Raw genomic sequence first — 12,434 nt, forward strand, 5'->3', positions numbered from 1 at the left:
AGGCGCAGTGGCGTGCACGAGCTGGTCAAGGACGTCTTCCGCGCGACCGCAGCGCGCCTGCGCGCTCTGGGCCCAGATCACGAGGCCGCCGCAGCTCACGTGGAGCAAGCGTCTGCACACTGGATGCGCCACACGGCCGGCACCCACCAAAGCAACAGCATGGACCTGAAGGCCGTGCGCGACAACCTCGGACACTCCAACATTGCCACGACCAGCATCTATGTGCACACGGAAGACGATGCCCGTCATGATCAGACGTCCAGCGCTCATCGGCTTGGGTGGTCGAGTCTTTGAGGGTGATCACGCCTGATTGACATTCAATATTTGGGCATAAGCGCCTCGTGCCGGAAAATGGCTGCGACGATTTCAAAGGGAGGGAAAAAATGGCTCAATCTGGGCAGATGCTGCTGCGAGTGTGGGATGTGCAGCATGGCGCATGCGCGATGCTGCATCACCAAATCAATGGCTCAGCAGGGCGCCTTGCCATGATCGATTCAGGGTGCACTGCGACCTGGCGCCCGAGCACTTTCATCAAGTACGGGCTTGGGAGACAGAGGCTCGACTACTTGTTCATTACCAATGCCGACCAGGATCACATGAAGGACCTCCAGGGTCTTTGGGATGAAGGCATTGATGTTCCGGTGTGGTTTCACAATCCAAGCCCAAGTACAGATAACTGGCGGGACATGAAACTCTCGGGCGGCCCACTCACCGATGACGCAAGGCGCTTTATCGCCAATTGCGAAGATTTCCAGGGGACGCCTGCGGAGCCTTTCAATCTGAACATGGGCGGCATTACCTGCACCACGTTCTACAACCCTTATCCGCAGTTCACCAACACCAACGATCTCAGTCTTGTGATTTTTGTCGAATTCGATGGGTTCAAGATCGTCTTTCCTGGTGACATGGAGAAACCGGGTTGGCGGGCATTGCTGCAGCGCCCGGATTTCTGCGCCGAGCTGCGCGACACCAACATCCTTGTGGCGTCTCATCACGGGCGCGAGAGCGGCTTTTGCCCTGAGATCTTCAACTACTTCACCCCGGATGCAGTTGTGATCTCGGACAAGCCCATCGAACACGAGACACAAAAAATGGTGCCGGACTACAGCCGGGTCGTGCGTGACAGCGGCGTGCGCGTGCGCAGCACCGGCAAAGACAGGCATGTCCTCACAACGCGACGTGACGGATGGATCCAATTCACCGTTTCTGACGGTCGCTACTTCATCGACACGGAGTACGCTGGATGAAGGCTGCTACGACCCGGAGCCTCAAATCGCTCAACATGGTCTGGCTGGTTTCCGTTGCGCTCGTTGACCTGTTCATCGTGGTTGCTCTGGTGGCTCCCGAGTGGCTTCAAGCCGAATCACTGACACGAGCAGGCATAGGGCGCGTTGCGGCTTCGATCGCGATGCCGACACTGGTCCTTTTGATGGTCAATCTGCTCCCGCATGATGTCAAAGCAATGCTGGTGTACTGGAAACCGTTGGGCAACCTGCCGGGCTCTCAGGCGTTCACCAAGCACGGTCCGAGCGATCGCCGGATCGACATGGGCGCGCTCAAAAGGAACGTGGGCGTCCTGCCCAAGGATCCCAATGAGCAAAACGCCAAGTGGTACAAGCTATACCGACAGGTGTCCAGCGAGACCGAGGTCGCAGAGGCACACCGGCTGTTCCTGTTGTACCGCGACATGGCGGCGGTGTCGCTGCTTCTTGGTATGACCGTGCCTTTGGGGCTTCTGTATGCCGGCACATCGATTCCCGCTGTGGCGGGGACTGCTGCGCTGTTCCTCGTCCAATACCTTGCCACGGCAGTTGGTGCGCGCTGGAGCGGCGTCCGCTTTGTGTGCAGCGTACTAGCCGTGCACTCGGCGAAGAAGGTTACGGCGTCAAAGGCCGCCACCACGTCATGAGTCAATACCTTGGTGCTCCATAGCCGACTTCCCGTGCTGCTGGATATAGCCTAACCACCTCACGTGCGGAGGTCTGGGCTCATCATGGCAAGCATCAGCAGAAAAACGTCGCCCCCGGGGGCATTTGGGGCGCAAAGGCATCGGAGCTCACGCGGGATGCAATTCACGCCTTCAATCTTGAAAGAAAAATTGCTGGGTATCGCCCCTTCATTCAGTGAATACCAGTCCCGTCAGCACCGAGATCGCTTCGGCATGTTCATACCCAAAGTAAAGACTGTCGCGTAGCCACTCACGCGTTGTTCGGCGCAGCCTACGATTTACTGTCGCGCCGTTACTCTGAAGCTCACAGGCCTTCTGTCTCTCGTGGCTTCCAAGACCGCAGCCTTTGCGCGTTGGTCACTACGCTCACGCTGCTGAGCGCCATCGCTGCTCCGGCACCATGGGATTCAACAGGCCAAATGCCGACAACGGAACTCCGACCACGTTGCATGCGAATGCCCAGGACAGATTCTGGCGGATCTGGGGTTGTATCGGGAGGAGAACCAGCGCTGACTCACCAAAGGCCACGCTTGCTCACTTTTACCAGCGCACTGGTAAGGGCCATCAGCGTCTCTGCATCTGTCAGCACCTCCGTCCCCTTCAACGTGGGCGGCAACGAAATTCCAGCGATCTCTTGAGTACGGTTGAGCACCTGCTCCACCAAACTGGTTCGGGGAACAAACATGTAATGCACTTCACAGTCCAGGCCATTGGCCAAACGTGCAAGCGTGTTCAGCGTGATAGTGCCGTTGGCCTCGGCCTGCTCCAGTTTGCGGACTCCCTGTGCTGTCATGCCCAAACGCTCACCTAGCGCTTTGGAACTCATGCCCAAGGCCAATCTCACCGTCTTTGCCCAACCACACCTGGGCGTGGCATTCCGCTGCAGCTTCGCGAAATCGCAAAACTGCCGATCAAGTTCGGCCAAGCGGGTGAGATCAAGGGGGTTTTTCAAGGGGGCAAACGCATGAGGCAACAGACTGGTTGCCTCATTAAGCAGATCTGGGCAACCGGTTTATTTCCATTGGGAGACGAGCGCACTTTGAACACAAAAACAGCATTCCCGCTGGGATATCTTCGCACGCCACGGTCTCGGACAGGACCAATTGGTCTCATATTAACTTGAATGGCGAATGATGCTGCGTTTGGAAAAAGCGACTCTTGGAAAATTTGGTGCACAGGACATGATGAGTCTGATCACATCTGGGGGATGGGAATCCATCTTGCCGGATGCGCTGGATGACAACCACCTATTGTTGGTGTCCGACCAGTTCCGAGACCTTCTGTCTGGTGTTGGCTGCAATGGGGACCATGACCCTGCACGTGCAGCCTTACCGATCACCCTGTTGCTTCTGTCTAAGGCGGGAGCCAAACGTTCAGGCGATAGCTTGGAAATCTGTCTCGAAACTCTGCAGGAAGCATTGTGCTTACTCAGCACCGCCGTTGATCGGGAGATTGTCAATCGGATGCTGCAACGCAAAGATGCCACACCGATTGGTACCGGACTGATACAAGGACTTCAAATGCTGGTTCAGCACGCAGAGGCGCACGCCGATTCGGAATGCCACGCCTAATCTGAGGCCATGCCCTTAAAGTCAGCTTTGACGATCTTAAGGAGTTCGCCGACTGAGGTCGCGTCCAACTCCGGGCAGTAAGCTGCGGCAACGAGCGTCAAAGGGTGGATCTGCATCTGCTCGGCCAACACCTCGATGGTGCGAACACTCGGAACCTGGTGACCTTGCTCGATACGACTGATGTGTCGGCGACTGGTGGCCAAAAGCATGTCTTCCTGCACCAAGCCGCGAGCTGCGCGCAATTGCCGCAGCGCCCGACCAAAGTCGGCTTGGGGTGGGACACGCTTTCGGGAAGACATCCACCCGATTTCCGCTCAATGAGACTAAAAAGACCACGACCAACTAGTCTCATTGGCTCACTAATTCAGAAGAAATTCATCCCCTATTGGCAATCTGTTTCTGAAGTAGCACTGTGCCCATACTATTTTTGGATTTTGATGGGGTCCTGCACCCAGAGCATTGCCACGAGTCGAAGCACTTCTGTTGCCTACCCATCTTGGAAGATGCGTTGCGACAGGTGCCAGAGTGCCAAGTCGTGATCACCAGCACCTGGCGCCTGCAGCAATCCTATGAGGATCTATTGCAAAGATTCTCTCCGGATGTTGCCGACATGATCGAGGGCGTCACCCCCAGATACTGCGATCTCACGAATGTCCCAAATACGCTGGTGGGGTACGCGCGGGAGGCGGAGTGCCATGCCTGGCTTTGGGCCAACGAGGTCCCAGATCGCAGCTGGGTGGCGGTGGATGATCGATCGTGGCTCTATCGGCCGTTCTGCAAGTCGTTGTTTTTGGTCGATGGCCGGGATGGGCTTACGCAGGCCACCGGTTCACGACTGACAGCGCGTCTTCAAAACCTCCTTTGACAACTCCTTCATTGCTTTGACCTGCGGCAATTGAGAGCTTCTTCGGTCCCTTGAAGGCCGAGTATTTCCGTCTTGCAGCTCCTAACAACATTGATTCGCTCGAAGCGGGCGTGCATGATTACGTCCGCCACTACGACCATGAGCGCATCAAGCTCAGACTGAACGGCCTCTGCCCGAGGGCATACAGGTTGACAAACACCGCCTAGTTGGCGGGATGGCAACCTTCCAACTTCTATGGGCAGTTCAATCCCGGTCCGATTCACCTGCGCCAGCGGTAGCAAGACTACTTAAAGGAACTTTGATGATAAGAAAAATGGTTTTCTCGTTGGCTGCAGCTTTGGGATTCTTGATGATTTCCGGCTGTAGCACCCCTGTCTACGAAAACCGATACGCTGTGTCCGAAGGCTGGAGAATCGGCAAAGTAACCAGATTAGTCACCGCAGATGAATTCTTTAAGGGGGGCGGCTCTCGATGCCGGGGACTGGAGATTCGCCCCACCGACCATTTTGTATTCATCCAAACGCAACCGACCCGAGCGCGTGGGCACTTCGCCAAAGTCGATCCTGGCTCCGGCTTATCAGTGGGTGATGAGGTGTACTTTAACGCGTGGAAGTGTGACGAGCCTCAAGTAGTGCCCAAGGTCCCCCATGGGGACAAGACGGGGCGTACGGAGTAACGTGGTGCCTGACTCCTTCTCACGGTGCACCTGAATGCTCTACGCTGACAGCATCGCATCACGATAGTTTGTCCCCGCCCGCACAACATCAAAGCAGACAGGAGACTACTTGTTGACTTAGGGCGGCAACAGGCATAGTTGATTGCTCTGCGCGCCGCAATATCCGGTAAAGGTTCGGCTGCTCTCCGAGCGTTCGAGACGCACATCGGTGACATGGTGCCCATCACCATGGAGGAGTTTGCGCTGTGGTCAGTTTCACTTCGTTGGCATAGCTCATGTTAGGGGCAAGCGGCAGGGCCACCAAGCAGCGTTCAGTCTCAAAATGTCGGTATCCCGCACGATCACGGTCCGTTGCTGCAAATCAGGCTCTGTGAGCTCTTCCTTCTTAATTGGGCTCCTCCTCCAACAGAAACCGAGATCACCCCGAGACGCCTGATGTCGGTACCGGCGATTCGCGGTTTTCCCGAAGCAGTCGCAGGCCATTGCCCACCACCAAGAGGCTAGCTCCCATATCGGCAAACACCGCCATCCACATAGATGCATTTCCGAGGACCGCGAGAACCAGGAACACGGCCTTGATTCCCAACGCCAAAGCAATGTTCTGAAAAAGAATACTACGGGTGCGTTTTGAGAGCCTTATGACCTCAGGAATGCGGCGCAAGTCATCATTCATGATGACAATGTCTGCTGCCTCCATGGCAGTGTCCGTCCCCGCAGCACCCATTGCAATGCCAATGTTGGCGCGAGCCAATGCCGGGGCATCGTTGATACCGTCACCAGTCATAGCGGTAGGACCGTACTGCGCTTGCATCTTCTCGATGGCCGCCAGTTTGTCCTCCGGCAGTAGGTTCCCTTGCGCCTCGTCGATGCCAGCTTGGCTGGCGATGGTCTCGGCAGTGGACTTGTTGTCCCCCGTCAGCATGACCGAAGCGACGCCCAGCGCGTGCATCTGGGCGATGGCTTCGCGGGAGCTGTCCTTGATGGTGTCGGCGACGGCAAAAATGGCAAGCACTTCGCTGGTACTGGCCAGCAGCGTAACGGTGCGGCCCTGAGCTTCCTGCGCCTTCAACTGGACCTCAATGGCCGGAGTGCAGAGTCCCCGCTCTTCAATGAGCCGGTGGTTTCCCAGGATGAGGCGTTGACCCTCCAATTGGGCTTCCACCCCTCGGCCCGCGAGCGCCTTGAAGTCGCTCACGTTGCCTCGACCAGCCCCCAATCCTTGCGCGATGGCTTTGGACACTGGGTGATCAGACTGTCCAGCCAGATCTGCAGCCCAGCCCAGTATCTGGCCCTCAGGAAGTGATGTGGACAGAACTTGTTGGGCCACCAGCTTGGGCTTACCCTCCGTGATCGTTCCAGTCTTGTCGAGTGCGATGGCCTTGAGCTTGTGTGCATCTTCCAGGTACACACCGCCTTTAATCAGAATGCCGCGCCGAGCTGCAGACGCCAAGCCGCTGACCACCGTGACAGGTGTTGCGATCACGAGCGCGCATGGGCATGCTATGACCAGCAACACCAGAGCCTTGTAGAGAGCTTCGATCCAGGTAAGGCCCATGAACAAAGGGGCCAGCACCGCCACCAGCAAAGCCATTGCAAACACCGCTGGGGTGTAGATGGCGGCAAACCGATCCACAAACTGCTGCGTGGGGGCGCGTGAGCCCTGCGCCTGTTCCACTGAGTGGATGATCCGCGCCAGCGTGGTGTTGCTGGCCTCGGCCGTGACCTTCACCTCCAACATGCCGGTTTCATTGATCGTTCCGGCGAATACAGGGTCACCCTGCGCCTTGTCCACGGGAATGCTTTCACCCGTGACTGGCGCCTGGTTCACCGCGCTGTTCCCACTCGCCACCGTGCCATCCAGCGGAATGCGTTCGCCAGGCTTGACCCGAACGACAGCGTTGAGGGGAACCTCTGCAGCCCCAACGCTGAGCCAGGTTCCATCATCCTGGCGGACATCTGCCGTATCCGGCGTGAGATCCAAAAGGCTCTTGATGGCGTTCCGCGCGCGATCCACTGCGCGAGCCTCAATGAGTTCGGCAATCGCGTACAAGGCCATGACCATAGCCGCCTCGGGCCATTGACCTATGAGGAAGGCGCCTGTCACGGCCACAGTCATCAGCGCATTGATGTTCAGGCGCCCCTTGAGCAGTGCGGAAAAGCCTTTGCGGTAGGTTGAGAAGCCCGCAAGCCAGATAGCGGCAGCGGCAATGGCCATGCCGATTCCCTTAAAGACCAGCGTGTCAGGCGAGAAAAATGCCACCGCTTCTGCGGCGATGGCCAAGCCCAGCGCCAATCCCATGCGGCCCAGGCCTTCGGGCTCTGGCTCGTGCCCGTGTGGATCACCGCCGGGGACCGCTGCAGCCAGTGGCTGCGGGTCAAATCCAGCCTTACGTATCGCCTCCACGGCCCGAGGAATCACGTCTTCGGGGGCGTCGATGGTCAACGTGCGCGCCCCCAACTGAAACCCGAGTCCTCGCACCCCCGCCACCAGTTCAAGGGCCCGGCGGATTTCACTCTCCTCAGCGGCGCAGTCCATGGCAGCGATGCGGAATGTCGTGCCCTTCGACATGCGCGCCGGAGCTGCAGTGGCAGGAGTTGCAGAGTCCAGGCTCGGCGCGCAGCAAGCATTCGAGGCAGGTGCCGCAGTGCCGGAGCAGCAGCCAGCATCCTGTGCGGTAGGCATCGCAGAGGCGTTGCAAGGTGTCTTCGGATTGGGTTTTGTTTCTTCGTTGCAGCAGGACGTCATGTTGGTCTTTCTTCTTGATGACTTGATTGGAAACCTTAAAGCTACTCCAAAGTCAAGCCCTTCTTTGCTCCCGCGCGCAGCCTCTGCGGTGGAATCGCGGTCATCCGTCCATGCACCGGATAGCAAAGCGAGTTTCGAAACAATCATCGAAGTTGCCCAGGATCGCGTGTCGGCATTGCCGTACGAGGCCGACTTTTTGGGGGGATTCGCTAGCTCTTGTCTTGGGCCCGGGCAATGACCTGCGCAATGTCGCTCCTTACGGGCATCGGCGCAAAAGCGCTGACGTTGGCTCGGCCAGGGTTGCCCAGGGGCAGGCGGTGAACTGCGTGGCCAACGGGTACCAGTGCCAAACGCATAGCTTGTCCCAAGATCTCTTTGCGGTCAGCGGTCCTCCAGGCCAGTAGGAGCATTGCCACATGGACTCTCCAGTGGGGGCCAAAGTGGGTTTGGCCCACTACGTGGGCGGCCTCCAGAACCAGCCACCGCTGATTGATGTCGTGCGGTGGCAGAGCACGATACTGGCTCATCAGACGCGAGAACGTCAACATATCTAAACCGCTTGCTAGGCGCGGATCAGTCAATTTCTTCACAGAGTGTCTCCAAGGTCTGTTTTCATCGTGTGCCCACCCAGTTGCGTCACGCACTGACATGCTGAACTGATGGCCCAATGGCTCATTGGAAACCTTGGAGTCGCTACAGTGTCAACACTCACAACCACCAGGTGATTCTCATGCAGATAAAGGAGCTAGCGGCCGCGACAGGCGTTGATACGGAAACGATCCGTTTCTACGAGAAAGAAGGCCTGTTTCCTCAACCCGCCAGGCTTGCCAACGGCTATCGCAGTTACGAACCTGTACACCTTGAGCGCTTGTCTTTCGTGCGGCACTGCAGAGCGCTGGATATTCCCCTGGCAGACGTCAAGAGCCTGTTGGGCGCGTTGGATGCACCCCAAGAGGCGTGTGGAGATGTCAACCATCTGATCGATGGGCAACTGGGAAAATTGCGAGCCCGGCTCAAAAGCATGAAGGCATTGGAGAAGCAGCTTTTGCAGCTGCGCTCAGCCTGCAACGGAGAGCACCCCCATCAGAGCTGCGGCATCCTGAAAGAGTTAGTGGCTGCGGCTCACGGTGAGGCGTGTGTGTGCCATCAGGAAAAGCCTGCGCAAGGCGATTCGTCACACTGACATGACGAACTTGTAATCCGGCCGTGTGCGAGAAGTTGGCATCAGTTCAGCATACTGACTTGCGTGACCTGTTGGCTGGCCAAGCGTGAGTGGCGCCACTAGGCACGTCCACTACTCAAGGAGATACTCATGACAGTTCGCACTCTTTTTTCTGCTGTTGCTCTCACGCTGATCGCAGGTCCAGTTCTCGCCAGCGGAGTGATCCATTCGGCAAATACGGAGATGGGCTATACCTCGCATCCGGAACATGCAGCCGCCAGCAAGTCGCGAGATCAGGTCAATGCAGAAATGGAGCAGTCAAAAAAAGACGGGCTTTGGCAGTACCACCGTTTTGGCTCTCCTGTTCCCGTCAAAGGTGCGGTGCTGACGCGCGCTGAGGTAGTTGCGGATTTGGAGCGTGCGCAAAGGCATTCAAGCTGGGCCCAGCTTCGGGTCGGCGCTCCAGTGTCTGCAGTGTCCGCCCCCTGAGTCTGCGCATACCTGATGCCAAGCTTGGGATGGAGCAGTCATGCCCCGCCTCAAGCTTTCTGGAGAGCAGGGTCGAAAGTCAGCTCCAGCCCGATAGTCGTTATGCCTTGGCTACTTCTTGCTGTGGGGCGACCACCGTGCATCCGTGCGATGGCAGCGGTGATTGCAAGGCCCAATCCATGGTTTTTCTCGCTGTGCGACCGCGAAGCGGAAGCACGGAAAAAGCGATCAAAGATGCGCTCCAAGATATCGGGTGGAACAGTTTGCCCAACGTTTGTGACAGCAATATGCACGCGATCAGCCGCCATGGGAACGATATCCACCGTTACGCGAGTGTCCCTTTGCGCGTGCTGCGTTGCATTGCCTATCAGATTGGATAGCGCGCGCTGAAGCAACGGAAGATCAAAGCTGCCCGCTACATCTCCGGATATTCTCAACTCCAATCCGACTTCAGACAGGGCTGCGTCGTGATAGTCGGCAACCTGTTGCACAACGGTGGCGAGACTGGGAGTAAAAGTGCGTCGAACTGTGGTGCCTCGATCAGCCTGCGACAGGAACAACATGTCGTTCACAATCCCTGTAAGCCGGTGAAGCTCCTCCAGATTGGAAGAAAGCACCTCGGGCAAATCAACGCTGGCCGGACGGCAAAGTGCCAGCTCATTGCTGGCCAACAGCGTTGCCAGCGGCGTACACAGCTCATGGGCCACATCCGCGTTAAATCCTTCCAACTGGCTATAGGCTTGATCAAGCCTGCCCAGCAACCCGTTGAACTGCTCTACCAAAGGCACCAACTCCGTGGGCTGCCCTGACCCATCCAACCTTTGGTGGAGGTTGCCCGCCGAAAGTGACCGCACTTGGGATGCAAGCCTTCGCACGGGAGCTAAGCCAAAGTGAACGATGGACAACCCGCCCAGAGAGATGACTAGGGCTCCCACTACGGCGGCCACAGCCAGGGTCAATGCCAGCCGCCTAAGATGAAGCATGTCGTCTGCCACATCCATTGACAGGGTGACTTTCAAGACCCGGTCGCCGTCGGCCTTGGGTGTGATTTCGAATGTCCTTGAAGCAAGTCTGGTCGCGTCATTGGCAGGCTCCGCTAGAGGGAACACCAATGCTCCATCTTTGGTGCGTACGACCAAACGGAAATTCTCGTGACCGATCAGGAAGTCACTCAGAGAGTGCTCCGGGGATGTGCCCTGAACATGCTCTGCAGTGTTCAGCAGGTGTCGGACGATGGTCTCCTTCTGCGCGAGGGTCTCCCGCTGCCGCTCAGTCAGATTCATGGCCGTCACAAGATAGACCACCAGACAAACGGCGCCTAGACCGACGAGGCTTTGTGCTGCCAACCACCACGAAAGACGCTGGCGCAATGACCATGGCCGCAGCGTTTTCATCAGCTACGCTCCTCCAGGATGTAGCCCATACCCCTCACGGTGTGCAGCAGCGTTTTCTCGAAGGGGGAGTCCATCTTGCTGCGCAAGCGCCGAATTGCGACCTCCACCACGTTGGTATCGCTATCGAAGTCCATGTCCCATACCTGCTCGGCGATCTCAGTGCGTGATAGCACTGCGCCCTTCCTTCGCAAAAAAAGCGTCAGTAGGAGAAATTCTTTGGCTGTGAGGTCAATCCTTTGACCGGCCCGTGTTGCCTTGCGCCTCACTAGGTCCAGTTCGAGATCTGCAATTCCAAGCAGGGTCGGCTCTCCTGCATCTCTGGCCCCATGCGTACGCCGAAGCAGAACTTGGATGCGGGCAATCAGTTCGGAGAACGCGAACGGTTTGACCAGGTAGTCATCGGCTCCTGTCTGTAGCCCGCGCACGCGGTCCTCCACGCTGACCCTGGCCGTTAGCATCAGCACTGGCGTTTGCTTTGTATTACGCAATGCCGCCAGCATAGAAAATCCATCGATCCCCGGAAGCATGGCGTCTAGGATCAGCAGATCGTGGGCACCTTCAAGCGCCATGTGCAAACCATCAACACCGTTGTGAACAACATCGACGTTGTAGCCCGCTTCACTCAACCCTTTGCGGAGGTATGCCGACAGCTTGATTTCGTCCTCAATGAGCAAGATTTTCATGGTGATATTGTCTGGTTCACGGGCCGTCCGGTGGATTACAAATTCGTCATCTCCTTGTCCATGGGATGTCGGTGTAGAGTGGTCTGCGAGTAACTTCGGGTTCGCATTCGCGGGCTGCGATCCAGTAGCTACAGCTTCAGCGACGGCCACGCGCTCGCGAACTGCGCAATCGCTTGGAGCTGCGTTGCGATGCGCGCCGCTCCTGCAACCGTTTGGTCAGACGCCGCGTGTACTTGGTGTCCTGACTCGGCGGTCGGTAGCGCTTGAGCCAAGCTTGCCGGAGCTTCCAGAAAACAAAGACGCACAGAAGCAAGCCCACCCATATCCAGGTCAGCTTGGCAGATAGATCCCCTGCGGGGACGCGCTGAAACACGGGGCGCTCTTATTGGTACGATCCCCAATCGCGGCGGGGAATCTAGCTGGCTCCCAGCTATCACCGTCAGACGGAGATAGGCGATGGCTTGGGGTACCAGCGTTTGGCCTTACTTCAGTACAAAACGAACAGAAGCTACGGCTTTGCCTGCCTTGGTCACCGCCACAACGGCCTTGGTACCTGTGCCAACCTTGAAGCTACCTGTGGCCTCCAACTTTCCATCCACAGGCTGAAGTTGCACCTCTTGCTTGTCGGCCCCCGACAGCAGCGTCACCTTGGCGGACATGCCGGTGGGGTCCACCGGCTTGCCGTGATCACGCATGTACAACTGCAGCTTGTCGGCCTTGGTCACCAGTTCATAGTCAACGTCCTTGGCTTCAGCAACGGCACCACCGTGCATGGGCTTGAGTTCGTGGCCATCAGCATGCTTGTCAGCTGCGAAGGCGGTGCCAGAAACGGCCAGTGCGAGGGCTGCGAAGAGATGAGAGACTTTCATGGAGAACTCCTTGTTGTTGATCAGGATAAAT

15 protein-coding genes are annotated in these 12,434 nt (G+C 57.4%); 8 read left to right on the plus strand and 7 right to left on the minus strand.

Going from position 1 to position 12,434, the window contains the following annotated elements; all coding sequences use genetic code 11:
* The 3 genes from MRY84_RS11625 to MRY84_RS11635 form a co-directional block, all read left to right on the plus strand.
* Positions 1-294 (plus strand): site-specific integrase (locus MRY84_RS11625; protein WP_291505888.1); only part of this gene is annotated, 294 nt, incomplete at its 5' end.
* A gap of 47 nt (positions 295-341) precedes the next feature.
* The gene (locus MRY84_RS11630; protein ID WP_291505889.1) at positions 342-1,247 is read left to right on the plus strand and encodes a hypothetical protein; all 906 of its coding nucleotides are present in this window, start codon (positions 342-344) and stop codon (positions 1,245-1,247) included.
* A complete protein-coding gene (locus MRY84_RS11635; RefSeq protein WP_291505890.1) occupies positions 1,244-1,909 on the plus strand; it encodes a hypothetical protein in 666 nt (221 codons plus the stop codon). The genes MRY84_RS11630 and MRY84_RS11635 overlap by 4 nt, the downstream gene beginning before the upstream one ends.
* Before the next feature lie 553 nt (positions 1,910-2,462).
* Here the strand turns inward: MRY84_RS11635 and MRY84_RS11640 are convergent.
* Positions 2,463-2,900 carry a helix-turn-helix domain-containing protein gene (locus MRY84_RS11640; protein ID WP_291505891.1) on the minus strand — a complete coding sequence of 146 codons (438 nt, stop codon included), beginning with the start codon at positions 2,898-2,900 and terminating at the stop codon, positions 2,463-2,465.
* 178 nt (positions 2,901-3,078) lie between these two features.
* Between MRY84_RS11640 and MRY84_RS11645 the strand changes: the two genes are divergently transcribed.
* Entirely contained in the window at positions 3,079-3,519 is a 441-nt protein-coding gene (locus MRY84_RS11645) for a hypothetical protein (protein ID WP_291505892.1), read from the plus strand.
* Here the strand turns inward: MRY84_RS11645 and MRY84_RS11650 are convergent.
* A complete protein-coding gene (locus MRY84_RS11650) occupies positions 3,516-3,818 on the minus strand; it encodes a helix-turn-helix transcriptional regulator (RefSeq protein ID WP_291505893.1) in 303 nt (100 codons plus the stop codon). The genes MRY84_RS11645 and MRY84_RS11650 overlap by 4 nt on opposite strands.
* Before the next feature lie 113 nt (positions 3,819-3,931).
* On the opposite strand from MRY84_RS11650, the gene MRY84_RS11655 reads away from it, so the two are divergent.
* Positions 3,932-4,384, plus strand: coding sequence for an HAD domain-containing protein (locus MRY84_RS11655; protein ID WP_291505894.1), 453 nt, complete (start codon positions 3,932-3,934; stop codon positions 4,382-4,384).
* Positions 4,385-4,413: 29 nt separating this feature from the next.
* Positions 4,414-4,590 (plus strand): IS3 family transposase, encoded by a 177-nt coding sequence (locus MRY84_RS23170; protein WP_363317537.1) that lies wholly within the window; start codon positions 4,414-4,416, stop codon positions 4,588-4,590.
* An 888-nt stretch (positions 4,591-5,478) separates the two neighbouring features.
* Here MRY84_RS23170 and MRY84_RS11660 read toward each other — a convergent pair.
* The gene (locus MRY84_RS11660) at positions 5,479-7,629 is read right to left on the minus strand and encodes a heavy metal translocating P-type ATPase (RefSeq protein WP_291505915.1); all 2,151 of its coding nucleotides are present in this window, start codon (positions 7,627-7,629) and stop codon (positions 5,479-5,481) included.
* Positions 7,630-8,015: 386 nt separating this feature from the next.
* Positions 8,016-8,456: a DUF3703 domain-containing protein gene (locus MRY84_RS11665; RefSeq protein WP_363317535.1), complete on the minus strand. Its 441-nt coding sequence runs from the start codon at positions 8,454-8,456 to the stop codon at positions 8,016-8,018.
* Positions 8,457-8,536: 80 nt separating this feature from the next.
* Here MRY84_RS11665 and MRY84_RS11670 point away from each other — a divergent pair, with 80 nt between their 5' ends.
* Together MRY84_RS11670 and MRY84_RS11675 are read left to right on the plus strand one after the other, a co-directional pair.
* The gene (locus MRY84_RS11670; RefSeq protein WP_291505895.1) at positions 8,537-8,989 is read left to right on the plus strand and encodes a Cd(II)/Pb(II)-responsive transcriptional regulator; all 453 of its coding nucleotides are present in this window, start codon (positions 8,537-8,539) and stop codon (positions 8,987-8,989) included.
* 129 nt (positions 8,990-9,118) lie between these two features.
* Complete coding sequence (locus MRY84_RS11675) at positions 9,119-9,457, plus strand: DUF4148 domain-containing protein (RefSeq protein ID WP_291505896.1); 339 nt, start codon at positions 9,119-9,121, stop codon at positions 9,455-9,457.
* Positions 9,458-9,507: 50 nt separating this feature from the next.
* Here the strand turns inward: MRY84_RS11675 and MRY84_RS11680 are convergent, their stop codons facing one another.
* The 3 genes from MRY84_RS11680 to MRY84_RS11690 all read right to left on the minus strand — a co-directional run bounded on the left by MRY84_RS11680 (position 9,508) and on the right by MRY84_RS11690 (position 12,403).
* Positions 9,508-10,851, minus strand: coding sequence for a heavy metal sensor histidine kinase (locus MRY84_RS11680; protein WP_291505897.1), 1,344 nt, complete (start codon positions 10,849-10,851; stop codon positions 9,508-9,510).
* Positions 10,851-11,534, minus strand: a complete 684-nt coding sequence (locus MRY84_RS11685; protein WP_291505898.1) for a heavy metal response regulator transcription factor — start codon at positions 11,532-11,534, stop codon at positions 10,851-10,853. The genes MRY84_RS11680 and MRY84_RS11685 overlap by 1 nt, the downstream gene beginning before the upstream one ends.
* A 482-nt stretch (positions 11,535-12,016) precedes the next feature.
* A complete protein-coding gene (locus MRY84_RS11690) occupies positions 12,017-12,403 on the minus strand; it encodes a hypothetical protein (RefSeq protein WP_291505917.1) in 387 nt (128 codons plus the stop codon).
* Positions 12,404-12,434 lie beyond the last annotated feature (31 nt).

Origin of the sequence: Acidovorax sp. (assembly GCF_022763525.1) — a bacterium.
Classification (GTDB): domain Bacteria; phylum Pseudomonadota; class Gammaproteobacteria; order Burkholderiales; family Burkholderiaceae_C; genus Acidovorax.

What these genes read in the sequence shown, in the direction of transcription:
- MRY84_RS11680 (WP_291505897.1), bottom strand. Translation starts at nt 10,851, where the DNA reads ATGAAAACGCTGCGGCCATGGTCATTGCGCCAGCGTCTTTCGTGGTGG.
- MRY84_RS11635 (WP_291505890.1), top strand. Translation starts at nt 1,244, where the DNA reads ATGAAGGCTGCTACGACCCGGAGCCTCAAATCGCTCAACATGGTCTGG.
- MRY84_RS11690 (WP_291505917.1), bottom strand. Translation starts at nt 12,403, where the DNA reads ATGAAAGTCTCTCATCTCTTCGCAGCCCTCGCACTGGCCGTTTCTGGC.
- MRY84_RS11675 (WP_291505896.1), top strand. Translation starts at nt 9,119, where the DNA reads ATGACAGTTCGCACTCTTTTTTCTGCTGTTGCTCTCACGCTGATCGCA.
- MRY84_RS11665 (WP_363317535.1), bottom strand. Translation starts at nt 8,456, where the DNA reads ATGTCAGTGCGTGACGCAACTGGGTGGGCACACGATGAAAACAGACCT.
- MRY84_RS11670 (WP_291505895.1), top strand. Translation starts at nt 8,537, where the DNA reads ATGCAGATAAAGGAGCTAGCGGCCGCGACAGGCGTTGATACGGAAACG.
- MRY84_RS11650 (WP_291505893.1), bottom strand. Translation starts at nt 3,818, where the DNA reads ATGTCTTCCCGAAAGCGTGTCCCACCCCAAGCCGACTTTGGTCGGGCG.
- MRY84_RS11645 (WP_291505892.1), top strand. Translation starts at nt 3,079, where the DNA reads ATGATGCTGCGTTTGGAAAAAGCGACTCTTGGAAAATTTGGTGCACAG.
- MRY84_RS11660 (WP_291505915.1), bottom strand. Translation starts at nt 7,629, where the DNA reads ATGTCGAAGGGCACGACATTCCGCATCGCTGCCATGGACTGCGCCGCT.
- MRY84_RS11685 (WP_291505898.1), bottom strand. Translation starts at nt 11,534, where the DNA reads ATGAAAATCTTGCTCATTGAGGACGAAATCAAGCTGTCGGCATACCTC.